Origin of the sequence: uncultured Nostoc sp., from assembly GCF_964245445.1 — a bacterium.
GTDB lineage: Bacteria > Cyanobacteriota > Cyanobacteriia > Cyanobacteriales > Nostocaceae > Nostoc.
Map to the genome: position 1 here is coordinate 1 of NZ_CAXTNE010000112.1, position 23,770 is coordinate 23,770.

Consider the following 23,770-nt stretch of genomic DNA (forward strand, 5'->3'; position numbering starts at 1 on the left):
GCCCCCTGCTTCCCCATCTCCCCTTGAATACAGCAAAAGCTACACTCAGGCTAGAGCAAGTTAATCTGTTTACGAAGCTGAAAACCCAACTTCCAGGCAATCAGCAAGGATACCCCATATTGCAAGATATTTCTTTGGAAGTATTCCAGGGCGATCGCATTGCCATTATAGGGCCAGTAGGTGCTGGAAAAACTTCATTATTACGCCTTCTCAACCGCCTCATTGAACCCACTAGTGGCAAAATCTATCTAGAAAACCAAGAATATCGCCAAATTCCCGTCATCCAGCTACGCCAAATGCTTGTACTTGTATTGCAAGAATCAAAGCTGTTAGGGATGACAGTTGGGCAAGCCTTGGCTTATCCTTTAGTTTTGCGTGGTTTGTCCAAACAGACAATTGAGCAACGAGTCAGTCACTGGATAGAACAACTGCACATTCCCAGTGAATGGTTGGGGCGAACAGAGGTGCAACTTTCTGCAGGACAACGACAACTAGTAGCGATCGCTCGTGCCTTAGTCATCCAGCCTAAAATATTATTATTAGACGAGCCAACCTCTGCCCTTGATGCTGGTACAGCTTCTCATCTAATGCAAGTCTTAACCCAGTTAAGTCAAACTCATCAAACCACGATTTTGATGGTAAACCACCAACTGGAACTCGCCCAGATATTTTGTACTCAGTTATTACATCTACACCAAGGTCATTTATTGGCAAATCAAAAAGTCTCTGAAATAAACTGGGTTGAATTACGAGAAAGCTTAATTCAAGCAGAAGCTCAAGACGATTTTGGATTTTAAATTTCCATTAGTCAATCGTCATTGGGTATTAAGAGTGCTGGTAGCGGTAGCGGGGCGTTTAGCCCGTGCTGAGTTAAGAGTTAAGAATTATCCCCTAGTCCCCTTGTCCTCTACTCTCCCTCATCTCCCTTGTCCCCCACCCACTTCCTACTTTCTATTCCCCACTCCCCATTTCCATCACACACTACTAAGCGTTGAACGTTGATTATTAAATCTCTCTCTAGCTAACTTTGTTGTTTGTGATTGTGAAATATTGCTATTCAAAATTTCCATGTTAAAACGGTATCCTACATTGCGGATAGTTTGAATCAAATTGGGTTGGCGAGGATCAAGTTCAACCTTTTTCCGCAGCGATAAAACATGAGTATCAATGGTACGAGGGTTATCGATAGCATCAGGCCAAGCACGACGCAGTAATTCTGACCTACTCAGAGGCACTCCCCCAGCTTGTGCTAAAACGTACAGCAAACTGAATTCTTGGGGCGTTAAGTCAATGAACTCCCCTTGGAAACGGACACGGCGCTGAACTAAATCGATTTGCAAAGTGCCATAATCCAAGTAAGCTGGTGCAGTAGGTGTGCGCTTCCGGCGAATTAGTGCTTCTACCCGTGCTAAAAACTCTTGCATTCCAAAAGGTTTGCTCAGATAATCATCTGCACCCGCCTTTAAACCTGCGACGATATCACCTTCACTATTACGGGCAGATAGCATTAAGATTAGAGGTTGCTGCTGACGATGCAACCAACGACAAAACTCGATGCCATCGCCATCAGGCAGGTCTGCATCCAAAACTACCAGTGTTGGTTGATGGCTTAAAAATACTTCCCTTGCTTGATAAATGCTGGCAGCTTGATGCACACGGTATTCCAGTTGTTGCAAGTGCCAACCCAGCAACGACCTCAGATGGGGATTCCCCTCAATGATTTCTATACAAACCGAACCCACAGTGGCAAGACCCCTTAGCGTCGATGACTTTCAAAGTAACAAGCTCATCTCTAAGGTTTTGTAGCCTTTGTTACTTCAATAGCTATTAGCTTTACATTTCCTCATAAAAATAGTGGCAATATCTTTGAATTTATGCCTTGCCGAAGGCAATTAGAAATATTCTTAAATTTTTATTAAATTTATCGAAATATTTGTTAAACTTATGAAAAGTTCTTCTAGCTTAACATTCTGCTTTTAGGTGGATATGATTTACCAGAAAACTATAGCCTAAGCAGCTAGCTCTTAATACAACAGTTTTGTAGCCTGATAATAAAAGTGGATTCTATCTTGCAAAACTTAGCTCCTACACCCACGAATGTATCACCAATACAATTGGGCTGTTGAGTATGAAAATTATAAAAATAACTTAGCAGATAACTAGAATCGATGTTTTCTGGAATAGGATTAAAGTAGCTTGTAGCTGCTAGGAGGGTACTGCCCAAAGTAGATGTGTTGACTTTGAGTTAATGCCAAAGTGAAATTACAGTTCACATTTGAGCGTAAATCATTTACAATTCTCATTCCAAAGAGTTTAATACAGCAGTTATGCTCCAAGACACACAAACCATCCGCTATTACCAAAGACTCACCGACGCCTTCGTCGAGTTATGGAATCGCGGTTATCGCACGGATGACATGCGGATGTATTTGGACGGATATCTAGCCGCATTACGACATAGCAATATTCTTGAACCTATCCTGATTCATCGCTTAGAAGAGGAAGCCAGCCGCTACTTGTACGATGGATCAAATTTTGCAGTGCCGCAACCACAGGCACAACCCGATTACTACTAAGTACTATTTACCTAGTCATTGATAGTAACCGTTAATTATCGCAGATGATTATAGCATATTATCTGTATTGGTCAACTAGTGCCGTGGTGTGAGATTTTGGAGATATTGTATTGATAAAACGCATCCCCTCAGCCCTATATTGGTCTTGCCAATGTGACTGAGGGGATTGTTGACTAGCTATGAAATCAAACTGCAAGGCGCAACGCGAGAGTCATTTGTCATTAATCCAAAAGATACCACGCCCACTCTTTGACGTGGTTTGAAGTAGTCTTAATCATTAGTTTTTTCTTCACCCACAAGGGGCGAGATATGTAGCAAAAATTCTTTACTTATATCCTGTACTAGTCCTACAAACCGCCATAGGTTTCTAACCTATGGCTAACAGCTAAAGTCCTCTCAAGAGGACTAAACCCTATTAGTGGCATGGATATTAGTCCACTTGAGTGGACTTGGACTAAAAGCCTGTGAAATTTATTTCTTGGCAAGAGATTGAGCAGCTGCAAGATATAAGTTTATCAATTCCAATACAGAGCAAGTATTTTTCACAAACCCATTAAAAACCCTTGAAAGGGGAGATACTAGTTCTCTGACCTTTCAAGGATATTAAAAATGACAAATTGCCTTAATTGCGAAGCGCAAATTTAATAGCATACCTTCTGGTTTGCGTCAAGAAATATTATGAGGCTAAAGCTACCTCTACCTTTTGCTGCAATTCACCTTTTTGGTACATTTCGATCAAAATGTCAGAACCGCCAACGAATTCACCATTGATATACACTTGGGGAATTGTCGGCCAGTTAGAGTATTCCTTAATTCCTTGGCGGATTTCAGAATCTGATAGAACGTCAATTGTCTCGAAGGGAACTCCCAAGGTATTAAGAATCTGCACAACGTTGTTGGAGAAACCACATTGGGGCATTAATTTGTTTCCCTTCATGAAAACCATAATCTTGTTCTGTTGTAGCAAGTTATCAATTTTCTCTTTGAGTTCTGGCGTCATGGTATTTGTGTTTCCTATGTTACATTCAACGATGACGAGTGAGAAGTTAAAATTCATAACTTCTAACTCCTAATTCCTAACTCTATGTTTACGAAGCTGGTGTTGCTTGCCAAGATTCAGGAGTATATGTTTTTACTGCCAAGGCATGAATTGCTTCAGTTGACATAGCTTGCCCTAAAGCACCATAAACTAACTGGTGCTGTTGCACTAGTCCCTTACCTGCAAAGTGCGATGAAACTACTGTTACCTGATAGTGGTCACCGCCACCAGTCAAGTCTTGCACCTGAACCTGGGCGTCTGGCAGTTCCGCCTTGATCATTGCCTCAACCTGCTGCGGACTAATCATCGCTATTCCTGAAAAAACTTACTTTTCTATTATTAACAGATATGGAGCAATGGCTGTGCCAAGTTCAGGTTTTGGCAAGGCTAGAAATAAACGCACCTCTGAGATGGATTTTTGAGGATGATCGCTCAAAGCTACGGCAGATAATCCTATCCTAGCACTGGGACGTTCTCAAAGTGCTGCTGAGGGAGAGGAGGGAGATGGGGGAGATAGGGAAAAACAGACAAGAAAAATTTAATTTATTTTTTTGGGGATGAGGAAGATGAAGCACCACCTTCTCTAGGATAGGGAGAATCAACAAAACCCAACTCAAACAACTGTTTATAGGCTTTTTTACCTAAATCTCGCGTCGGGTTTTGACTCTTAATTATTTGAATCAACAACGGTACAGCTAATTCTGGCTGATTTTGTGCGCGATGTACCAATGCTAGCTGAAAGGTGGCTTCATCTCGCTTTTGCGCTGTTACTAGAGCTTTTTGACGCTGAGAATCAGAAACTCTATTGTCAATTCCCGAAAAGCTAGAGTTTAATTCTTGATAAAAATTAGATAGCTGATTATAAACCTGGCGTGCTTCTTGTAGTTTCTTGACAGCTAAGGGGTAGTTTTGAGCAGAAACGGCTTGATCTGCCTCTTTCAGTAAGCGATCGCCACCTTCAATGCTCAAAAGGCTGTTACTTTGGGTTATGGGCCGTAGGTTATTGGGATCGTTGGGGTCAATAGGTTGTGGGCTAGTAGTGCCTGGTAACTGTGATACCTGAGCATTCACAGGTGATAGCAGGCTGAGGACTGCTATGACTGATAAAAGAGTACGGTGCATCAAGGTAACAGCGACAGCAGTGTTCATGGGGTCAAGTAGTGCAACGACTATACAGAAAAGTTATGGAAACTTCGGGTATCTTAACTCTGTTTTGGTCTTCGACAAAGCAAAGCCGCATCCTAAGTTTCTCTGATTTAGACTGAAAATCGGTTTAATAGAGTTCCCATTGCCCCTGTATACTAATTAACTAAAATCGTCGTTATGAGCGATCGCGTTAATTCCTCTGATTTTTTAACCATCGGTTTACCAGCAAGCAGCTTGGGAGTAGTTTGACAACGCCGTGATGAAGAGTTGATTTGAGAAAAAGTTTTAGACTGCTTCACCATCCGTCCCGCTACCGACTTTCCTGTGCAATAATTATCTCAGGTTAAGTGAGATATTCGGCACGAGAATCTTCACACGCTGCTTGAACTATTTGCGATCGCTTCCAGGGGGCGTCAAACGCCATCGCTCCAAACCATTTAAACATGGCTATGTCTACAGTCCATGCTTTCCAAAATTTTGTTTTTACCAGTCATGGTTACAAAATCATGGAAAATCTCAAGACTTTCATTTAACTATTTGACCAAATAGTAAGAATATCTATCATCAACTAATTCAGTTGTTTCGAGACAATTATTAGCTATTGGCTTAAAAAAATGCCAATTTGGCTAAATATTCCGTTAAAAGAGGGTACTTTATATGTATACATCCTCAAAGGCTGCAAAACAAGCCCTAATCTTTTGTGGCTTACTCAGGATGAATATAGCAAGCAATTAGTGTCAAACCTTGAAAACGTCCAGTTTCTGAATCATGCACGGTTAATACTCAATGGGTAAGAGCCAGTCTTGGGACTCTTGACGTTCGACGAAATCAAGAATTAGTAATTTCTGCAAATGCGCGATTAGTAATTTTTGTTTCTTGATGGCTTAACTGTTGCAGTGCCTTTGCTAAATCAACTGTGATGCTTTTGGCATCTTGTTTTATACAGCCATTCATATAATCCTTTACTCTGATTGGGGAGCCAATGTTAATACTCACATCTGTACCCCAATTTGGATAAGGTTGGCTGTAATTGATGCCTATGGGTATAATTTTCACTCCCAGCCCCGAATGACTAGATTCAGCACTCAAAGCAAGACGAGCAATTCCAGCCTTCAACTGGTGAACTTGGCCATCACGAAAAATGTTACCTTCTGGAAAGATAACCAGGGTTTTTTGCTGCTGAAGTAGCTCAACTCCATGTCGCAGCGTGCGGATTGACGGATGCTTAGAATTTACAGGAAACCCCCCCAAACGTCGGACAAACCAGCCTTGCAAACCTTGGCATTCGTCGATAGTCACCATAAACCGCAGGTCTTGTTCTCTCCGACAATCAACGGTAGCGTATGGTACAAGCAATGCATCCCAACGCGCCCGATGAGTAGGCGCGAAGATCACAGGCCCAGTTGTAGGGATATTTTTTTGTCCGGTTATGCTAATTTGCCCAAAGAATAATGGTAATAGGCACTGACGCCCTAATAAATATGCCAGAGGACTTAACCAAGGAGAAACCCTTGAGGTAGTACCAGTCACCTGATGATTTGCTGGTGTCTCTTGGCAGGTATCGGATGAAGAGTAAAATTCCATGATGACGAATGCAGCTGATTGACGGGTAAAATTTAACGAAAAGTCTGATTAGTTACACCGTAGATTCTCTTGCCTGACTTGTCTGGTACTAGATGGACAGTTTTACCTCTGTCCGTTAGTTTATACTACGCCGCCTAGTAGCAAACCAAGCCTGTAATTGCTCACGACAAGCTGACTCTAGAACGCCTCCAATTACCTGTAAGCGGTGATTAGAAGCAGCGCCATCGGGTATGTTAATAACTGTACGAATTGCGCCAGTTTTGGTATCGTCTACTCCATATACAAGTAGGCCTAGACGCGCTTGGACGATCGCACCTGCACACATCGGGCAAGGTTCAAGAGTTACGTAGAGGGTGCATTCATTAAGATGCCAATTTTGTAACGTTGTTGCAGCTCTTTTGAGAGCGAGAATTTCCGCATGAGCGGTAGGGTCTTTGTCGCGCTCTTTTCTGTTTTCTCCTTGTGCTAGCAATTTGCCTGTTGAATCAATGATAACAGCACCTACAGGGACTTCACCTGCATCACCTGCTACTTTTGCTAATTCTAAGGCAGAACTCATCCATTGTTGATGTATAAGATATTCTGGGTATTTAGTTAACATATACTTATCAATATAAAAATTTTAAAATTATGCTCGCCTTTGGACGGGCGAGACACCGATGCTACGAGAAAGAAAAAGTATATAGCGGTTCTCGGTTGAGTAAGTACAGAACTCCACCTCCAAACCCTTCCCCGCTCTTCGAGAGAGGGCTAAAATATACCTTGTATGATTAGAAAACGCTATATAGCCCACAGTCTAGAAGTCTTGTCATTACTTACATTTGACAATATCCGCTTCGTTGTTATCCCGCCTTGGAATTTATTCCAAGGCTAATAGCTAAAGTCCTCTCAAGAGGACTAAACAAGAATTTCAGTCCACTTGAGTGGACTTAAGATATTAGCCTAGAACTTAAGTTCTGGGCGGGATCTGCGTCACTGCAATACCTTAACTGTTACAAAAATTGGGGTAATGACAATGACTAAAAATCTGAAGCTAAATAGCAGCTTGGGCTAAAAGGGGATCGAGTTGACTTTGTGTGTCTAATTGATAAAGATCATCGCAGCCGCCAACGTGCTGGTTATTGATAAAAATTTGCGGTACAGTACGGCGTCCGTTAGCGCGTTCTGCCATTTTAGCTCTGGCTGCTTCGTCGCCGTCGATTTTATATTCGGTAAAATTTACACCTTTCCACCACAGCAGCATTTTGGCACGAATGCAGTAAGGGCAAGTTTGCCATGTATAAAGTTCGACGTTGGCTTTGACTCGCTCTGGATGGCGATTTAAAAAGGGATTAAGAAAGTCCAGCATATTTTCTTAAGCAAGGTTTTAACTGTGTCTCTAGCCTAGATCATTGCTTACCGCATCGGCGCTGGAACCCACTTTTGAAAACCCTCTAAATGATTCCAGTAAGACAAATATCCAGTCAATGCCCAAATTAGAGCGGCTACTATCAGCACTGCTGTGCCAATTAGTCGCCAGGTTCGATTTGTTTTCCAATAGAGAGTTGGCGCTGCAAAAATACCACCTAAGCCAGTTAAAATAAACCCAATTCCCGATAAAATCGGTTGCTTTGTCATATTTAAGTTAATGATGCGGATACCTACTACGATCGCAACTACACCAGCAAAGAAGCCGTAAATTGCTATTGTCAATAAATCCCAACCTTGAGCAAGAGAAACCGCAGCTGCCACAAACAAGATTCCAAATAAGACACTTGTCTCACCGAAGGCAATGTTAAAGCTACCCATTACTGGCCAGGTGAAGCTCATGTGTAAACCAGTTGTAAGTGCGATCGCACCTGTAATTCCAAAACCAGGAATCCACTGTCTTTGATTAGAACTATCTATACCACGATATACATAGTCAGCCAGTAGAAATAAACCAGCTACCATATTGATCAACATTAGTGTGATGTAGTCGATAAACACGATTAACCTCTTAATGTCATTCTGGCTTGCTCTTCAGTTTTGAGGGAACTCACCAGCTTTTTTTCTTTATTATTTTATATCTAAAGGTAGATACTGAAGAAAAGCAATGTTCTAGATACAGACTGCTATCCATTTATGCCAGTTAAAAACTTAGTTACTTTTGAACACGCTTGATGCTGGAATAGTTATGATCAAAATACCAATGTCACAAATGGCACTTTTTTAACCAGTTAGCAGTAAAACTTAACTTTCTTCCAGGTGTATCCGCCCTTTGGTAGACTTGAAGACTGAAATAGCCAGATAAAGCGGCAGAAATTCAAGCAATTGAGAGGGCAGACTCTGTGGAAAATACACTTGGGTTAGAGATTATTGAAGTAGTAGAGCAAGCCGCGATCGCATCCGCAAAATGGATGGGTAAAGGCGAAAAAAACATCGCTGACCAGGTAGCTGTGGAAGCTATGCGGGAGCGGATGAATAAAATCTATATGCGGGGTCGCATTGTGATCGGGGAAGGCGAACGCGACGACGCGCCTATGTTATACATCGGGGAAGAAGTTGGTATCTGTACCCAACCAAATGCCGAAGCTCTCTGTAACCCTGATGAATTAATCGAAATTGACATCGCCGTTGACCCTTGTGAAGGTACGAACTTGGTAGCTTATGGACAACCTGGTTCGATGGCTGTGTTGGCAATTTCTGAAAAGGGTGGATTATTTGCTGCTCCTGACTTTTACATGAAGAAGTTAGCAGCACCTCCCGCAGCTAAGGGCAAGGTAGACATCAACAAGTCAGCCACGGAAAACCTGAAGATTCTCTCTGAGGTTTTAGACCGGGGTATTGATGAACTTGTAGTAGTAGTCATGAAGCGCGAACGCCACAACGATTTAATTAAAGAAATCCGTGAGGCTGGAGCGAGAGTTGCCCTAATTTCAGATGGTGATGTGGGTGCAGCTATAAGCTGTGGTTTTGCTGGAACTAATATCCACGCTCTGATGGGTATTGGTGCGGCTCCTGAAGGTGTAATCTCGGCAGCAGCAATGCGTGCTTTGGGTGGACATTTCCAAGGTCAACTGATCTACGACCCCGCAGTAGTAAAAACAGGTCTGATTGGAGAAAGCAAAGAAGCCAATATCGAGCGTTTAACCTCGATGAATATCAATGACCCCGATAAGGTCTATGATGCTCATGAACTAGCATCTGGTAAAACTATTCTGTTTGCTGCTAGCGGCATTACCAGTGGTAATCTCATGCAAGGTGTACGTTTCTTCAAGGACGGGGCAAGAACTCAAAGCTTGGTTATTTCCAACCAGTCGAAAACTGCTCGATTTGTTGACACAATTCACTTGTTTGGTGAACCAAAAGTTCTCCAACTGAACTAATTTTTAGGGAATGGGGAATGTAAAAGTAAAGATAAAGCATTTGGAAATAAATCTTTCTATAAAATGGAAAAATATTCACCCAAATGTTTCATTCTTACACTAGTTAGTAGTTAGTATTTAGTGATTAGTTATTGTTTATTGGTTGAAAAAACTCTCAACCAATAAACAATAATTCCCCATTTCCTATTCTCACTCAATGCCCTATTATCAACTACCAACTAGTAACTACGATTTAGCAAATGAATATAGCAGTGGTGGGGTTAAGCCATAAAACAGCCCCAGTAGAAGTCCGGGAAAAACTGAGCATTCCAGAACCACAAATTGAAAGTGCGATCGCTCAACTGGCCAGCTATCCCCATATTGATGAAGTTGCAATTCTTAGCACTTGTAACCGTCTGGAAATTTACATTGTTGCCAGTGAAGCAGATCAAGGTATTCGAGAAGTAACGCAGTTTCTTGCGGAATACAGTAAATTACCCGTGCTTTCTCTGCGACAACATTTGTTTATGCTGCTACATGATGATGCAGTGATGCACGTTATGCGGGTAGCAGGTGGTTTAGATAGTCTGGTACTTGGAGAAGGTCAAATTCTGGCTCAGGTGAAAACTACTCACAAACTGGGACAGCAATATAACGGTATAAAAACCATTTTGAATCGATTATTTAAACAAGCGCTGACAGCTGGGAAGCGGGTTCGCACTGAAACTAGTATTGGTACTGGCGCTGTCTCTATCAGTTCGGCAGCTGTAGAGTTAGCACAGCTAAAAGTGGCAAATCTAGCAGCTTGCCGAGTGGTAATTTTGGGTGCTGGTAAAATGTCGCGTCTGCTGGTGCAACACCTACTTTCTAAGGGTGCTGTGCAAATTAGTATTGTAAATCGCTCTCGCGATCGCGCCCTAGAATTAACAAAGCAGTTCCCTCAACAGCCGATCGAAATTCATCCGCTATCGGAAATGATGAGCCTAATTGCCAATAGCGATTTGGTGTTTACAAGTACTTCGGCAACAGAGCCAATACTTGACCGTGCCAAACTGGAAATGGTTTTAGAAGTTCAGCGCTCTTTAATGTTATTTGATATTTCTGTACCGCGTAATGTTCATGCGGATGTAAATGAATTGGAAAATGTGCAAGCGTTTAATGTGGATGATTTGAAGGCAGTAGTAGCGCAAAACTACGAAAGCCGTCGGAAGATTGCACAGGAAGCAGAAAGACTTTTAGAGGAAGAAGTAGAAGCCTTTGATATTTGGTGGCGCTCTCTTGAAACTGTTACCACTATTAGCTGTCTGCGAAATAAAGTCGAAACCATCCGCGAACAAGAGTTAGAAAAAGCTTTGTCGAGATTGGGTTCGGAATTCGCAGAAAAACATCAAGAGGTGATTGAAGCATTAACGCGGGGAATTGTCAATAAAATTTTACATGATCCGATGGTGCAATTGCGATCGCAGCAAGATGTTGAAGCCAGACGGCGCTGTATGCAAACTCTGCAAATGCTGTTCAACTTGGATGCAGAGGAACAATTTAGTTAAATTTAACAACAAAATCCCCGGCTTCTGTGAGAAGTTGGGGATCTGAGCTTTCAATTAGATATACTTCTAATTAGACATCTATCTAATTAGAAGTTAGTTATGCAACCAGAGCAATTTAACATCTTACTCCGCTTTTTCAAGGCATTAGCGGATGATAGCCGATTGAAGATTGTAGGTATCCTGGCGAATCAGGAGTGCAGCGTCGAAGAATTGGCGGCACTACTGCAACTCAAGGAACCTACGGTATCTCATCATTTAGCGAAACTTAAAGAGCTAAATTTGGTAACTGTGCGCCCTGAAGGTAATAGCCGTCTATATCAATTGGATAGCGAGGCTTTGCAAAGCATCAGTAAGGAAATTTTTACACCTGAGAAGATAGCATCTTTGATTGAGGATGTGGATACTGAGGCTTGGGAAAGCAAAGTGTTGAAAAATTATTTCGAGGACGGATACCTTAAGGAAATCCCTGCTAGTCGCAAAAAGCGCTTAGTAATTCTCAAGTGGTTAGCAAACCAGTTTGATATAGGAGTCAACTACCCTGAACGCATGGTAAATGACATTCTTAAACGCTACCATCCCGACTACGCCACCCTGCGACGGGAGTTCATTGCTTGCCAGTTAATGCAGCGAGAGAATGGGGTTTATTGGCGTACAACATAGATATGAAAGATAAATAAGCAACCGTACAATCATAGGTCGTATATTTATGCAGTTAGAAACACAAAAATTATATTACACACCTGAAGAGTATTTAGAAATTGAAGAAAAAGCAGAATATAAAAGTGAATACCGTGATGCAGAAATTGTACCGATGACGGGTGGCACTACAAATCATAATAAAATTGCAGGTAAGTTTTATTAAATTAACAACAAAATCCCCGGCTTCTTGAAGGATCATTTGGCGAATAGGGGGTAAGACTCCTCAAGAGAAAACCAGTTTCAGAATAACAGAGCAATAGGCAAGCTTACAAAGGTACTGTGCATTAAAGTACAGCACCTTTTTGAGCATGATAATTGAAAACCAACTAGTTCATGATTATTTTGTACGAGCGCTGTTAATTAGGTTTTGTGGAGTTCCCCAAATCTTGATTTGTTTATCAAATCCACCACTGGCAAGAATTTTACCATCAGGACTAAAAGCGATCGCACTCACCCAGTCTGTATGTCCGCTCAGTGTATTTATTAACTCACCTGTAGTTAAATTCCACACTTTAATTCCATCTTTACCAGCACTAGCAAGAGTTTGTCCATCGGGATTAATGGCGATCGCATTCACCCAATTATTATGTCCTGTAAGGGTGCGGACTAATTCTCCAGTATAAACATTCCACAGTTTAATTGTGCGATCGCGGCTAGCAGTAGCTAATGTTTGTCCATCTGGTGTAAAGATCACACTGCTAACAGCATTATCATGAGCTACAAATTCACTGATTAATTTACCAGTACTCAAATTCCACAGCTTGATTACACCTTTATTGTCACCACTAGCTAAGGTCTGCCCATCAGGACTAAGGGCTAGGGTATAAATTAAATTGTCAAAACGTACTAGAGTACCAAGCGGGCGCTGCTGTAGCAAATCCCATATCCGAATCCCATCTAAAGCTCCACTGATGAGAACTTTACTATCAGGAGACACCGCTAAAGATAATACGTTACTGGTATGTCCAACAAAAGATCGGGTAAATTTAAAATTTTTCAGGTTCCAGAGGTTAATCGTGTTGTCATCACTACAGCTAGCGAGGGTTTGCCCATCTGGTGAAATCACTAAAGATTCTATGGCTGTTTGGTGTGCTTTGTTAATATTCCCCAACTTTTTGCCGTTTGCTGGGTTCCACAGACGAATTACACCCTCGTTTTCTGCGCCTCCACTCACAAGAACTTTGCTATCTGGACTGAAAGCGAGGGATTTAACGGTTCCGTTATGTCCTATGAGTGTGTAAAGTAGTTGGGCATTAGCAAAGCTGTTGGTAGTTTGGGAGTTTGGTGTTACCTCAATGGCAGCATGAGCTTCATGAATATAAAACCCTTCCCAGGTAATCACTGGAAGGGCAACGGCTGCCATAAACGCCAGGATAATATACGGGCGTAGAAAATTACCCCCACCTCTTCCCTCACTACTCACTCTTTTTCCTCACTTTTATAGATACGGTTACTCCAATCAATTTTGCAGAGTTATTTAAGTAATAACTCTGCACTTTCTAAAGAGGTGGTTTTTTCTTAGAAACGCTTAACATTGGTAAAGGCGCACTAGAAGAACGAGAGGGCAAATAATGTTGCACTACAGGCTCCTCTGGTAGAGGACGACGCTGCTGGAAACGCCACAACTTAAAAGCTAGCGCTATCCCTGTTGTTCCCAAACCAAAAGCGAACAACGACCAGCTATCATTCAGTCCACCAATCAGGGCATCTATAGCGCCCATTGTTATCAATACACTAATTAGTGGCTCTTTTCGGTAGGTTGACTTCAAAAAACGAGGTAATACAGCATTCATCACAGCTTGGTTGGTTCCAGTTCACCTTTTGTGTATATTTACCAAGAATACCTCACCCGTAATTTGCCTTTCTTATGCAAGGCAGATACAAATTATGATTTTCTTTAGTAAGGGAGGAAGTAGACTCATTAATCGCCTTGTATATATTAGTAGAGTGTGGCGGAACTTTGCTTACCTTTAATTATGGGATTTTACCCCTTGCCAAGTCTTGTTAATTGACATGGTAGCTGGATTTCCGCCCTACTGTACTAGTTGCAAGTTTATAATATTTCTATCACTAATAAATATTTCGATTCCTCTCTTGCTTACATTCTAGGGCAATAATTTACGAATAAGTCTAATTAAAGTATCTAGGGCGAAGTACTTGGCTATCAATTGTTAAAGTCAAACCAACTGGTTGTTCCAGCTGGTTAAAACTCTTTTAATTACTAGCTTACAACTTCTACCTTGTGCTTGTTAGTCGCACTACTTCAGACCCAGCCATGATAGCACCCCTTGATTGGTGACGTATTCAATCACTAGCAGCAAAGCGAAGCCAATCATTGCCGCTCTACCATTCAAGCGTTCAGCATATTCGTTAAAGCCAAACTTAGGCTCCTCTAATTTAGGTGTAATCGTTGGTTGTGTTTGTGTCATTTTTAAAAACCCTTTTTTCGGCAAACGGACTTGATATTAGACTTCACAGCAGTTGTCGAAGATAAGCGGCAAAGGTTAAAAAAATAGACTTGTTCTTTTACCCTTAACTTTTACCTTAGACTTGGTAGCTTATCTGACTTTTCACGGTGGAAAACCTCACTTCTATTTCTCTGTTCCTTTAAGGAGAGAAAATTTGAATTTTCCCCTTCCCCAATCAGGAAGGGAGTCAGGAGGTTAGATTTTTCTTGGGCTTTTCCAGATAACGTGAAAAGTTAGGGTAGCTTAAAAGCTGATTGCAGTACTTGAATGTCAAGATGACTTGATAAATTCAGCAAAAGCTTCCTAGTAGGGAGCTATACAATCGGTCTTTTAATAAATTGTTACTATTCTTTATATATTGTATAAATACTGGAGCAATAGTCAAGGGTAAGAGTTTGGAGCTACTCAGATTAAATTGAGAAACTTAGGACACAGATTAATTATCTCTAATACAGCTATCTGTAATAGACCAGTCGTAAAACGAAAGTGCAAGCTTGAAATTCGCAGGCTACAGTTAAACAAAAAAATTATCAGAGGCGATATATGGAAATTGGCGTTCCCAAGGAAAATAAAGATCAAGAATTTCGGGTAGGTTTAAGTCCTTCTAGTGTGCGGGTACTGCGGGAAAATGGTCATAGTATCTTCGTCGAGACGCAAGCAGGTAATGGCGCTGGATTTTCAGATGACGACTACAGAAGTGCTGGAGCCGAAATTGTCCCTACATCAGAAACGGTTTGGAATCAAGAATTAGTTGTTAAAGTCAAAGAGCCTTTGACATCTGAGTATAAATTTTTGCAGAAAGGGCAGATATTATTTACTTATTTACATTTAGCAGCCGATCGCAAATTGACAGAGCATTTAATTGATTGTGGCACAACTGCGATCGCCTACGAAACTGTAGAACAACCTGGTGCAAACAGACTACCTTTGCTCACCCCCATGAGCATTATTGCCGGTCGGCTAGCGGTACAATTTGGGGCCAGATTCCTAGAACGTCAGCAAGGTGGTAGAGGAGTTCTTTTGGGCGGTGTACCTGGAGTAAAACCAGGTAAGGTAGTAATTTTAGGTGGTGGCGTTGTCGGCACAGAAGCAGCTAAAATTGCTGTGGGCATGGGTGCTAGCGTACAGATTTTAGATGTGAGTGTCGAGCGCTTATCTTACCTAGAAACCCTCTTTGGCTCTAGAGTCGAATTGCTTTACAGCAACTCTGCTCATATTGAAGCCGCAGTCATTGAAGGCGATTTGCTCATCGGTGCAGTTTTAGTATTAGGACGTAGGGCACCAATATTAGTATCCCGCGAATTGGTCAAACAAATGCATCCTGGTTCTGTAATAGTTGATGTTGCTGTTGATCAAGGCGGTTGCATAGAAACTTTACACCCCACATCCCACACAAATCCGGTATACGTTGAAGAGGGTGTAGTGCATTATGGCGTTCCCAATATGCCAGGAGCAGTACCTTGGACAGCAACTCAGGCACTCAATAATAGTACGTTACCTTATGTTGTCCAGTTGGCGAATTTAGGAATTTTGGCACTGGAAGTTAACCCAGCATTAGCTAAGGGTGTGAATGTGCAGAATCATCGCTTAGTGCATCCTGCTGTGCAAGAGGTGTTCTCTGATTTGGTAAATTAAGGTGTGCAAGGATTAGGCGATCGCTTATTTTAATAGAGGTAGCGATCGGTAATCAGACTAATTTCCTTGCCAAATGCGCGGATGGGTAGGTGTACAAAATGAGAAGGGGCAAAAAAAGCTATACGCTCCACCTATATAAGACTTTCAGGGCAATGGTACTTTCAAACCATCCGCGCACCTTATGGGAACTGGGTTTCAGCGATTTGCATATTGTTGTATAACTATTCCTTGTGCTATGATTCGTTCATTCGCGCAACTGCACCTTGAAAACCAAATACAACAGGGCTTTCAAACCCTAGCTATTGCAATTCAATAAAATCCCTATTAGGGATTGAAACGTGGCAAGAGCAACGCTTAAATTGTATATGGAGTGCAGATTGCAATTCAATAAAATCCCTATTAGGGATTGAAACTTGATTTGAACTTGATAAATCATCAGCGATCGCTTGAATTGCAATTCAATAAAATCCCTATTAGGGATTGAAACTCTAATCTAAATAGTAAATATACAGCGATCGCTAATTGCAATTCAATAAAATCCCTATTAGGGATTGAAACTATTTGTTTTTATGAGTCAAGTAATAATAATTTATTGCAATTCAATAAAATCCCTATTAGGGATTGAAACAAAACAAATAAATGTTAATTGTAAAGAGTTTGGATTATTGCAATTCAATAAAATCCCTATTAGGGATTGAAACATGAAAAAAAAAAATTATTAAAAATAATAAATAGATTGAAAATCAAAAAAATAAATATTATGGATTGAAACAAGCCAGGGTGTTTTAGGTGGCCTAATGACGGATGCGATTGCAATTCAATAAAATCCCTATTAGGGATTGAAACTGGAAATCAATATATGGTGGTACAGCCGTACCTATTGCAATTCAATAAAATCCCTATTAGGGATTGAAACGCATGATAATGAAAACTAATGGTTTACCACTAAATTGCAATTCAATAAAATCCCTATTAGGGATTGAAACTACGGAAGTTGAGATTCCTAAATTTTGGATGCTGATTGCAATTCAATAAAATCCCTATTAGGGATTGAAACACAAGCTACACCACTTTGTCGATTACATCCAAATTGCAATTCAATAAAATCCCTATTAGGGATTGAAACATGCCAAAAATTTCTAATTTCCTGTTGATGACCGTGAATTGCAATTCAATAAAATCCCTATTAGGGATTGAAACAGCTTTGGTCAGTGTCGATACCAGTATCTATCGTATTGCAATTCAATAAAATCCCTATTAGGGATTGAAACAAATATTTTTTTACTTCTATAACTTGATGATCGCTATTGCAATTCAATAAAATCCCTATTAGGGATTGAAACTTTTTGACTTTCTGAAGTGTAAGTTCTAATTCGTTTTCAAGCCAACAATTCGTCTATAGCTACACAAAAACCCAGCAATACTCTTTGAGTGCTAACCACATCACCAGCTTTAAAGCCCAAAACCTGATTATCAGTCATTACAAAAACTAACCGACTTTCAGGAAATACTAGCCAAATTTCTTCGCAACCAGACTGCAAATACTCCTGGGCTTTTATAAATAAGTCTTCAGCTAAATCGGTGGGTGAAACTATTTCAGCAATCAACGGGAAACTCTGTGGCAAAGTGGGAACATCACCAAACTCACTTACCAACTCAGGCGTTAGATAAGCGACATCAGGACGACGACCCTGTTTATATGTGCGACAAGGTACTTCAGTATAAACTTTCCCACCTTGTTGATTGGAGTTGATATAACTTCTCCAGTAAAAGCTTAGATTAGCTTCAATTTCACTATGTTTTAATGTCATGCCTGTTTTTTCTACCAGTTGCTCGTCTACCCACTCCATGCCTTCTGGAGGATTTGCCATGAAGTCTTCTAAAGAGAAGATTTTGGGGACGGATACAACATCGTTGTGTTTGGAAACTAACATTGTGAGCCTCCACTTTGGCTAGTTAAAGATATTAAAGCATTACAAAACTACCTTGTGCTTCTTCTTCAAGTTCATAACCATTAGCCAATTTTTCAATTGCTTGGTCAATCATTGCCAAACCTTGATCTACCTTTTCAACTAAACTTAGTTGTCCTCGGAGTTCGGCAGCACCAACGAAACCTTTAGCATACCAAGTCATGTGCTTACGGGCTTGACGTACACCGCGATCGCCTTTATATTCCCATAAGGCTTGTAAATGATCTCTTGCACATTCCAAACGCCCAATTGGGGTAGGTGGTGGTAATATCTCCCCTGTTTTTAGGAAGTGATCAATTTCTCCCACCAAAAACGGATAACCCAAAGTCCCACGGGAACACATTACACCATCAGCGCCAGTTTGCTCTAAACATTTCACCGCCGCTTCAACGGAAAAAATATCTCCGTTCGCAATCACTGGGATAGAAAGTACTTCTTTTACACGGGCAATCCATTCCCAACGCGCATTGCCATTGTACCCTTGAGCGCGAGTACGCCCATGTACCGTAATCATTTTCGCCCCGGCATTTTCCATCCGCTTAGCAAAGTCGAGAATCGTAATTTCGTTGTCATTCCAGCCAATACGGGTTTTTACTGTCACAGGGACATCAACAGCTTTTACCACTTCCCGCACAATTGCTTCTGCTACTTCTGGTTGCCGCAACAACGAAGAACCACCACCATTTTTAGTGATTTTATTTACTGGGCAACCCATATTAATATCAACAGTATCAGCACCTTCGGCAACTGCTTTTATTGCTGCTTCTGCTAAGAAATCTGGACGGCAATCAAATAGTTGAATGCTAATTGGGCGTTCACTTGGATCTACCTCCATGATTTTGGGTAACTGCTTGACATAATGCAACCCTGTAGCATTCACCATTTCGGTATACATCATTGAATCTGGGGCATAGCGACGCACAAGACGGCGAAACACCATATCTGTCACTCCAGATAGAGGCGACTGGAGAACCCGACTTTTTACCTCAAACGTGCCAATTTTGAGGGGTTGGGAAAGTCTAGCTTGGAGAATAGGAGAGAGCGAAATCATACAAAAAATAAAAAATTAATGGGAATGGAAAATAGCAGGAATATTTAGAGGTATCTGCGATTAGTGCTAATTGTAGGTTACGTATCCTGACTTGAAGGCTGTCTTTGCATTTCTTGCTGAATCTCTTCTAGGCTCAAACCTAACTCTTTTGCTGTTTCTTCAAAACTCAATCCCAATCTCAACAACAAAGGTATCATTCTAAACTTTTCTTCACGCGCTCCTTCTTGTTTGCCTTCCTGCTTACCTTCTTGCTTGCCTTCTTGCTTGCCTTCTTGATAAACTCGTGTTTGTTTCAAATCACTTAACCCAAACATACCTTCAATCTCCTCTCGACTCATTGTCGGAAACTTGTAAACCAAAATTGTCTCTATTAATTCTAGTAACTGCCGCCGTTGTGGTTCAATGTTGATTTCTTGCTGCGTTCTGTCTATTAACTGCCTAGCAGATGTAATTGCTGTATCCTCTTCATCGACCACTAATTTCATCGTAGCAATTCCAACTGGCAATGATGCAGTTTCACCTAATTCATTAAGATAAATGCGACTGATGCGCTGACTGGTGAAAAATTCACTGTAATTCTTGATATCTGCTGTATCTAGACTGCGATTGGGATAGATAACTACTCCTCGCCAAGAATTTTTAGGCTTATTTTGGCGTAAGTATAAATAAATTTCTGAAAATAAGCGGGAATAAATTTCTGTGTCGGTTTGAAACTGGACTTCAACAAAGTAAATCGGATTTTCTTCCCCTTGTGTTGGCAAAAAAACTCCATCTATACGGAATGCAGTTTGCTTAATTTCAATTGAGGAGAATTTATAACCCTCTGCGGTTTGGGGTGGATTACCAATTAATTCAAAAAAGATGCCAGGAAGTTCTTGAAAAAGGCGATAAAAAATGCTGTCAGTTTTCACGCTTGATATATTACGGTGATTGAAACCGTTAGATTTTACCGTGAAATAGCTAGTAACAGATTTTGTTTAATTAGACTTAAGAAAATTGGGGGCGATTTCAGTTATATATGTTATGTCAATTTGTAGATAGTGTACTACGCCACTCTTTCAATAGAAAACTAGACCACAGCAAAAAACCTATCAGTAATAGTCCCATAAGTCCATCCAGCCAAATTAGGCTATGCATTTTAAAAGACATGGGAGCAACCATCAAGAAGAGATAATGGACTGGACTGGAGATACTAGTGATTGAGTATAAGGCTAATAAAAAGTACGCCGACCAAAACATGCCTTTGGTGTAAAACCAATATCCGAATAATCCGACTGGAGTCATCACAATTACAGTACTAATTACTCCAACAGAAGTGAACCACACGGGGCCAGGATATCTACTCAAAAATAATGCATTATCTATGTAGTGTAGCCAAGTAGAAATGAGGTTAAGTGTGATGACAACTAGCAGAATCGTCTGGCGAAACCTAGATGTATTGCTCATGATGTAAATATGCAATTAAAATGCGTAATAGCTTATTAAGCCGACTGCGAGAAGCAATCGGCTTAACAAATTCATGATAATTTACTTGCAATTTAGCCGTGAGTTGCACCTTGAGGAGGACGCGAAACAACTTTTTTGGCTAAACCTAAAGTCTGCAAAACTAGGATGCTCCACCAAGTAACATCAATCTCCCACCAAGAAAACCCAGATTTTGCCATGTGGGGATAAGTATGATGGTTATTGTGCCATCCTTCTCCATAGGTTACGATGGATACCCACCAAAGATTACGAGCGCCATCATTGGCATCAAAGGTGCGATAACCCCATAGGTGTGATGCTGAGTTCACAAACCAGGTTGAGTGCCAAAGCAAGACACATCTGAGAAACACTCCGTAGAATACGAAAGGCCATCCTCCTAAGGCATATAGCAGCAGCCCGAAGGGTATTTGCAATAGCAGGAAGTAACGATCTAACCAGCAATAATAGGGTTGTCTTGCTAGGTCAGGGGCATATTTTTTATAGGTGTCATAGTCAAAAAATTCTGGGCGCGGGTAGAAAATCCACAGTATATGGCTCCACCAAAAGCCTCTTTGGGCAGAGTAGGGGTCTAAATTGATATCTTCTGTGTGGGCGTGATGCTGGCGGTGTCCACCTACCCAAAAAATTGGCCCACCTTGCAAAGCCAGCGCTCCAATGAGGGCGATCGCATACTCTAACCACTTGGGAACTTGGAAACTCTTATGGCTCAGTAGTCGGTGATATCCTAAGCAAATACCAATGCTCCCGAATAACCAGTGCAGAAACACTAGCAAACCTAATGCTGACCAGGAGAAAAACCAAGGAGATAGAAGTGCTAAGGCATGAAATACACCAAAAAATACCACATTTGTCCACCTGAGTTGAGGTGAGTTACCTCTCTCAGGAGCGATCGCCCCAAAATTTGCGGTCATAAAAATTCCTGTTGATGGATGAGAAAGCGATTTGCCTTTTCTTGGGCATATCCCACTAGGATTTACCCGCCCTGTATATTAGTTCGTTACAGTAGAGTAAAGCAAGTATCACTTACATTTGTTATGCTAGCAGAACTCTGATATTCCTGCAAGTGCCACTTGCATTTTTCTATGTCATCTCAACTCGTTTCCACTCGTCAACGCCTGATTCAAGCTGCACTTGAGTTGTTTTCTGCTCACGGAGTCAGCGCTACCACAACCCGCCAAATTGCTGAAAGAGCCGAAGTCAACGAAGTAACTCTATTTCGGAATTTTGGCAATAAGCATGGGCTGCTTTTGGCTGTGCTGGAAGAGTCCGCAGCCTTCAAGGATTTAGGTGAGTCGCTGGTGCGGCGGGCAACGCCTCCCGGCAATGTCTACCAAGCTCTTAAAGATTATGCAAGTGATAGCTTACATGCATTAGAACGAGTGCCAGAGTTTGTCCGATCTGTGGTGGGTGAAGCCGACCAATTCCCGGCAGAAAATCGTCGCGCACTAGGCAGGGGAGTAACAGAGGCAAACCGCTATGTAGCGCAGTATTTAGCTACTGTAATCCAGCAAGGCCACTTAAATACCTATTTACCCGCAGAAAAATTAGCCAGTTTGCTGAATGGGATGATTTTGGGATATGCCGTAATTGAGTTCACCAGCGAATTTCACGAACTTTGGGAGGATCGCGATGATTTTCTGGAAAATTTGGTGGAGTTGTTTTTACATGGAGCTATGTCATCTTCAGCAGAATCAGCAATAAACTCTTTACAAGGAGGGTTTGTTACTACAGAAATAGCTGATTTGCCTGCTAGTTTAGTTCACGAAATTCTGCAACAAGCCAGAAAATGGGGAGCACGAGATTATGCCTTGGCTTATGTGTTATTTGGGGCTGGATTATCTGCCACAGAAATAATTAGCTTGGAGCGATCGCACCAAATCTACGATACTCAAGGGCACTTTCTGCAAATTACAATTCCCGGATTTGTCCGTCAAGTACCTGTGAATCAGTGGATTTTGGGCAAACGTTACGGCTCTTTCACTAATAATCCTTTAATCAAATGGCTGAAAAGTCGTAAAGATACTCAAACAGCCATGTTTTTGAATGAAACAGGCACACCTATCTCAGAATCAGAGCTTCAGATCCGTTGGCAAGTATGGAGTGAGAGACTATTAACTCCTCAAGGACAAACGCCAGTGATTGCTCAAGCACAACAAACCTGGCGCGTAGAAATGTTAATGCGGGGAATTACCTTAGAAAACCTGAGTATTTTAACAGGTTGCGATCGCACCCAATTACAACCTTATGTCCGCCGAGCCAAAGAAAAATCCGCCCTAGAGCAAGCCACCCGTTTGGATCATAAGCCAGGATAGGCAGTGGGGAGATAAGGAGTATCAGGTGGTGTTCTCCGACGCACAGCCAGTAACAAAACAGAGGTATTAAAAATAACAATAAAAGAGCGATCGTCAGCATGATGCAGTTAAACGATTAAGGTAAAACAACAGAGGTTTTTTTACCATTGTTGTTTGCACCATTCAAGGTTGTAGCTGTACTCTCAGATGGGGATTGGATGTTACTCGAACGGTGTAATAATTTCTTGCGTGGCTTGCCTCCCGCCTGGATATATTGCAAACTGTCTTTGCCATAATGGGTTGCCACACTCATTAACATCTTTTCAGAGTAGCCGCGCAATTCTTCTTCAATTAGAGAGAGGCGACCTGCCATTTCATCTATGCTAGAGAGTAAAGTGTTGTAGGTAGATAGCTGGGTTTGCAAGGTTTGGATGCGGCTGTCGTAGTCTGTCAAACTTAATCCGTTGCCAAATTCTAGCGTCGTGCTAATTGATCGCATTCCTGCAATTCGACGGATAGCCTTTTCTAGAGTGGGTGAACTGCGTTTTAGCCGTGCCATAAAATGCGCTCCTGAAAGAAGTTATAGGATTACTGGATATACTCTAGCCAATGCAACCCTAAACTTCTCTGAGAAATAATTCGGAAAAATTAAAGCAAATTAAGATCGACCTAATTATTTTTAGTGGATTATACTGAATTTTTTATTTAAATAGTCAAAAAAAGTACATTAAATAAGCAACAGATACCTCAAAGTCATGTTGAGGTACTTTAAAATCGTGTTGAAGTACTTCCAAGTTATGTTGAGGTACTTTGAAATCGTGTTGGAGTACTTCCAAGTCATGTTGAGGTACTTTAGAATCGTGTTGGAGTACTTCCAAGTTATGTTGAGGTACTTTGAAATGGGAGCAACGCGATTTGGTGAGGTAGGATCAAAAACCAGCGATCGCTAAAAA

The 23,770-nt window shown here is 41.3% G+C and carries 25 protein-coding genes, 1 pseudogene and 1 CRISPR repeat array; of the genes and pseudogenes, 8 read left to right on the plus strand and 18 right to left on the minus strand.

The features are described from left to right. Positions 1 to 5: 5 nt before the first annotated feature. Positions 6 to 797, plus strand: a complete 792-nt coding sequence (locus ACFE90_RS19065; RefSeq protein WP_375503260.1) for an ATP-binding cassette domain-containing protein — start codon at positions 6 to 8, stop codon at positions 795 to 797. A 177-nt stretch (positions 798 to 974) separates the two neighbouring features. Here the strand turns inward: ACFE90_RS19065 and ACFE90_RS19070 are convergent, their stop codons facing one another. Beyond that, complete coding sequence (locus ACFE90_RS19070) at positions 975 to 1,742, minus strand: response regulator transcription factor (RefSeq protein ID WP_375503224.1); 768 nt, start codon at positions 1,740 to 1,742, stop codon at positions 975 to 977. Between the two features lie 585 nt (positions 1,743 to 2,327). On the opposite strand from ACFE90_RS19070, the gene ACFE90_RS19075 reads away from it, so the two are divergent. Continuing rightward, positions 2,328 to 2,576: a DUF6761 family protein gene (locus ACFE90_RS19075; protein ID WP_375503226.1), complete on the plus strand. Its 249-nt coding sequence runs from the start codon at positions 2,328 to 2,330 to the stop codon at positions 2,574 to 2,576. Positions 2,577 to 3,252: 676 nt separating this feature from the next. Here the strand turns inward: ACFE90_RS19075 and grxD are convergent. From grxD to ACFE90_RS19115, 8 genes are all read right to left on the minus strand, one after another. Next, the gene (gene grxD, locus ACFE90_RS19080; RefSeq protein WP_109011199.1) at positions 3,253 to 3,576 is read right to left on the minus strand and encodes a Grx4 family monothiol glutaredoxin; all 324 of its coding nucleotides are present in this window, start codon (positions 3,574 to 3,576) and stop codon (positions 3,253 to 3,255) included. Between the two features lie 88 nt (positions 3,577 to 3,664). Further along, complete coding sequence (locus ACFE90_RS19085; RefSeq protein WP_100899811.1) at positions 3,665 to 3,922, minus strand: BolA family protein; 258 nt, start codon at positions 3,920 to 3,922, stop codon at positions 3,665 to 3,667. 236 nt (positions 3,923 to 4,158) lie between these two features. After that, a complete protein-coding gene (locus ACFE90_RS19090; protein ID WP_375503228.1) occupies positions 4,159 to 4,764 on the minus strand; it encodes a hypothetical protein in 606 nt (201 codons plus the stop codon). Between the two features lie 152 nt (positions 4,765 to 4,916). After that, complete coding sequence (locus tag ACFE90_RS19095) at positions 4,917 to 5,063, minus strand: hypothetical protein (RefSeq protein WP_375503230.1); 147 nt, start codon at positions 5,061 to 5,063, stop codon at positions 4,917 to 4,919. Positions 5,064 to 5,589: 526 nt separating this feature from the next. Continuing rightward, positions 5,590 to 6,345, minus strand: a complete 756-nt coding sequence (locus ACFE90_RS19100) for a lysophospholipid acyltransferase family protein (RefSeq protein ID WP_375503232.1) — start codon at positions 6,343 to 6,345, stop codon at positions 5,590 to 5,592. A gap of 115 nt (positions 6,346 to 6,460) precedes the next feature. Then, positions 6,461 to 6,946 carry a tRNA adenosine(34) deaminase TadA gene (gene tadA / locus ACFE90_RS19105; RefSeq protein WP_375503234.1) on the minus strand — a complete coding sequence of 162 codons (486 nt, stop codon included), beginning with the start codon at positions 6,944 to 6,946 and terminating at the stop codon, positions 6,461 to 6,463. A gap of 432 nt (positions 6,947 to 7,378) precedes the next feature. Next, the gene (gene grxC, locus ACFE90_RS19110; protein ID WP_375503236.1) at positions 7,379 to 7,693 is read right to left on the minus strand and encodes a glutaredoxin 3; all 315 of its coding nucleotides are present in this window, start codon (positions 7,691 to 7,693) and stop codon (positions 7,379 to 7,381) included. A gap of 47 nt (positions 7,694 to 7,740) precedes the next feature. Continuing rightward, positions 7,741 to 8,313, minus strand: coding sequence for a DUF981 family protein (locus tag ACFE90_RS19115; protein ID WP_375503238.1), 573 nt, complete (start codon positions 8,311 to 8,313; stop codon positions 7,741 to 7,743). A gap of 341 nt (positions 8,314 to 8,654) precedes the next feature. Between ACFE90_RS19115 and glpX the strand changes: the two genes are divergently transcribed. The 4 genes and pseudogenes from glpX to ACFE90_RS19135 all read left to right on the plus strand — a co-directional run. Then, positions 8,655 to 9,692: a class II fructose-bisphosphatase gene (gene glpX, locus ACFE90_RS19120; RefSeq protein WP_375503240.1), complete on the plus strand. Its 1,038-nt coding sequence runs from the start codon at positions 8,655 to 8,657 to the stop codon at positions 9,690 to 9,692. Between the two features lie 239 nt (positions 9,693 to 9,931). After that, positions 9,932 to 11,218, plus strand: coding sequence for a glutamyl-tRNA reductase (locus ACFE90_RS19125; RefSeq protein ID WP_375503242.1), 1,287 nt, complete (start codon positions 9,932 to 9,934; stop codon positions 11,216 to 11,218). A gap of 99 nt (positions 11,219 to 11,317) precedes the next feature. After that, complete coding sequence (locus ACFE90_RS19130) at positions 11,318 to 11,878, plus strand: metalloregulator ArsR/SmtB family transcription factor (protein ID WP_109011208.1); 561 nt, start codon at positions 11,318 to 11,320, stop codon at positions 11,876 to 11,878. Between the two features lie 46 nt (positions 11,879 to 11,924). Continuing rightward, positions 11,925 to 12,077 (plus strand): annotated as a pseudogene (locus ACFE90_RS19135) (Uma2 family endonuclease); the annotation flags it as partial. A 177-nt stretch (positions 12,078 to 12,254) separates the two neighbouring features. On the opposite strand, the gene ACFE90_RS19140 reads toward ACFE90_RS19135, so the two are convergent. The 3 genes from ACFE90_RS19140 to ACFE90_RS19150 all read right to left on the minus strand — a co-directional run bounded on the left by ACFE90_RS19140 (position 12,255) and on the right by ACFE90_RS19150 (position 14,346). Beyond that, positions 12,255 to 13,280 (minus strand): WD40 repeat domain-containing protein, encoded by a 1,026-nt coding sequence (locus tag ACFE90_RS19140; protein WP_375503262.1) that lies wholly within the window; start codon positions 13,278 to 13,280, stop codon positions 12,255 to 12,257. A 136-nt stretch (positions 13,281 to 13,416) separates the two neighbouring features. Next, complete coding sequence (locus tag ACFE90_RS19145; protein ID WP_100899725.1) at positions 13,417 to 13,710, minus strand: hypothetical protein; 294 nt, start codon at positions 13,708 to 13,710, stop codon at positions 13,417 to 13,419. Positions 13,711 to 14,175: 465 nt separating this feature from the next. After that, positions 14,176 to 14,346 (minus strand): chlorophyll a/b-binding protein, encoded by a 171-nt coding sequence (locus tag ACFE90_RS19150; RefSeq protein WP_094331136.1) that lies wholly within the window; start codon positions 14,344 to 14,346, stop codon positions 14,176 to 14,178. A gap of 582 nt (positions 14,347 to 14,928) precedes the next feature. Between ACFE90_RS19150 and ald the strand changes: the two genes are divergently transcribed. Beyond that, positions 14,929 to 16,020: an alanine dehydrogenase gene (gene ald, locus ACFE90_RS19155; RefSeq protein ID WP_375503244.1), complete on the plus strand. Its 1,092-nt coding sequence runs from the start codon at positions 14,929 to 14,931 to the stop codon at positions 16,018 to 16,020. A 301-nt stretch (positions 16,021 to 16,321) separates the two neighbouring features. Next, a CRISPR array of direct repeats spans positions 16,322 to 17,363; the repeat unit is 37 nt; unit sequence ATTGCAATTCAATAAAATCCCTATTAGGGATTGAAAC. 36 nt (positions 17,364 to 17,399) lie between these two features. Here the strand turns inward: ald and ACFE90_RS19160 are convergent. The 5 genes from ACFE90_RS19160 to ACFE90_RS19180 all read right to left on the minus strand — a co-directional run bounded on the left by ACFE90_RS19160 (position 17,400) and on the right by ACFE90_RS19180 (position 21,437). Beyond that, positions 17,400 to 17,954 (minus strand): Uma2 family endonuclease, encoded by a 555-nt coding sequence (locus ACFE90_RS19160; protein WP_375503246.1) that lies wholly within the window; start codon positions 17,952 to 17,954, stop codon positions 17,400 to 17,402. A 31-nt stretch (positions 17,955 to 17,985) separates the two neighbouring features. Further along, on the minus strand, positions 17,986 to 19,041 hold the full coding sequence (dusB, locus tag ACFE90_RS19165; protein ID WP_375503248.1) for a tRNA dihydrouridine synthase DusB: 1,056 nt from the start codon (positions 19,039 to 19,041) through the stop codon (positions 17,986 to 17,988). Positions 19,042 to 19,118: 77 nt separating this feature from the next. Continuing rightward, positions 19,119 to 19,952, minus strand: coding sequence for an Rpn family recombination-promoting nuclease/putative transposase (locus ACFE90_RS19170; protein WP_375503250.1), 834 nt, complete (start codon positions 19,950 to 19,952; stop codon positions 19,119 to 19,121). Positions 19,953 to 20,067: 115 nt separating this feature from the next. Next, the gene (locus tag ACFE90_RS19175; protein WP_375503252.1) at positions 20,068 to 20,487 is read right to left on the minus strand and encodes a hypothetical protein; all 420 of its coding nucleotides are present in this window, start codon (positions 20,485 to 20,487) and stop codon (positions 20,068 to 20,070) included. 92 nt (positions 20,488 to 20,579) lie between these two features. Beyond that, positions 20,580 to 21,437 (minus strand): acyl-CoA desaturase, encoded by an 858-nt coding sequence (locus tag ACFE90_RS19180; RefSeq protein WP_375503254.1) that lies wholly within the window; start codon positions 21,435 to 21,437, stop codon positions 20,580 to 20,582. Between the two features lie 171 nt (positions 21,438 to 21,608). On the opposite strand from ACFE90_RS19180, the gene ACFE90_RS19185 reads away from it, so the two are divergent. After that, positions 21,609 to 22,838 (plus strand): TetR family transcriptional regulator, encoded by a 1,230-nt coding sequence (locus tag ACFE90_RS19185; protein WP_375503256.1) that lies wholly within the window; start codon positions 21,609 to 21,611, stop codon positions 22,836 to 22,838. A gap of 115 nt (positions 22,839 to 22,953) precedes the next feature. Here ACFE90_RS19185 and ACFE90_RS19190 read toward each other — a convergent pair whose 3' ends face one another. Continuing rightward, positions 22,954 to 23,376, minus strand: a complete 423-nt coding sequence (locus ACFE90_RS19190) for a hypothetical protein (protein WP_375503258.1) — start codon at positions 23,374 to 23,376, stop codon at positions 22,954 to 22,956. Positions 23,377 to 23,770: the final 394 nt, after the last annotated feature.

Coding starts and splice junctions, on each gene's coding strand:
- ACFE90_RS19075 (WP_375503226.1), top strand. CDS start 2,328: ATGCTCCAAGACACACAAACCATCCGCTATTACCAAAGACTCACCGAC.
- grxD (WP_109011199.1), bottom strand. CDS start 3,576: ATGACGCCAGAACTCAAAGAGAAAATTGATAACTTGCTACAACAGAAC.
- ACFE90_RS19085 (WP_100899811.1), bottom strand. CDS start 3,922: ATGATTAGTCCGCAGCAGGTTGAGGCAATGATCAAGGCGGAACTGCCA.
- ACFE90_RS19090 (WP_375503228.1), bottom strand. CDS start 4,764: ATGAACACTGCTGTCGCTGTTACCTTGATGCACCGTACTCTTTTATCA.
- ACFE90_RS19095 (WP_375503230.1), bottom strand. CDS start 5,063: ATGGTGAAGCAGTCTAAAACTTTTTCTCAAATCAACTCTTCATCACGG.
- ACFE90_RS19100 (WP_375503232.1), bottom strand. CDS start 6,345: ATGGAATTTTACTCTTCATCCGATACCTGCCAAGAGACACCAGCAAAT.
- tadA (WP_375503234.1), bottom strand. CDS start 6,946: ATGTTAACTAAATACCCAGAATATCTTATACATCAACAATGGATGAGT.
- grxC (WP_375503236.1), bottom strand. CDS start 7,693: ATGCTGGACTTTCTTAATCCCTTTTTAAATCGCCATCCAGAGCGAGTC.
- ACFE90_RS19125 (WP_375503242.1), top strand. CDS start 9,932: ATGAATATAGCAGTGGTGGGGTTAAGCCATAAAACAGCCCCAGTAGAA.
- ACFE90_RS19130 (WP_109011208.1), top strand. CDS start 11,318: ATGCAACCAGAGCAATTTAACATCTTACTCCGCTTTTTCAAGGCATTA.
- ACFE90_RS19140 (WP_375503262.1), bottom strand. CDS start 13,280: ATGGCAGCCGTTGCCCTTCCAGTGATTACCTGGGAAGGGTTTTATATT.
- ACFE90_RS19145 (WP_100899725.1), bottom strand. CDS start 13,710: ATGAATGCTGTATTACCTCGTTTTTTGAAGTCAACCTACCGAAAAGAG.
- ACFE90_RS19150 (WP_094331136.1), bottom strand. CDS start 14,346: ATGACACAAACACAACCAACGATTACACCTAAATTAGAGGAGCCTAAG.
- ald (WP_375503244.1), top strand. CDS start 14,929: ATGGAAATTGGCGTTCCCAAGGAAAATAAAGATCAAGAATTTCGGGTA.
- ACFE90_RS19160 (WP_375503246.1), bottom strand. CDS start 17,954: ATGTTAGTTTCCAAACACAACGATGTTGTATCCGTCCCCAAAATCTTC.
- dusB (WP_375503248.1), bottom strand. CDS start 19,041: ATGATTTCGCTCTCTCCTATTCTCCAAGCTAGACTTTCCCAACCCCTC.
- ACFE90_RS19175 (WP_375503252.1), bottom strand. CDS start 20,487: ATGAGCAATACATCTAGGTTTCGCCAGACGATTCTGCTAGTTGTCATC.
- ACFE90_RS19180 (WP_375503254.1), bottom strand. CDS start 21,437: ATGACCGCAAATTTTGGGGCGATCGCTCCTGAGAGAGGTAACTCACCT.
- ACFE90_RS19185 (WP_375503256.1), top strand. CDS start 21,609: ATGTCATCTCAACTCGTTTCCACTCGTCAACGCCTGATTCAAGCTGCA.
- ACFE90_RS19190 (WP_375503258.1), bottom strand. CDS start 23,376: ATGGCACGGCTAAAACGCAGTTCACCCACTCTAGAAAAGGCTATCCGT.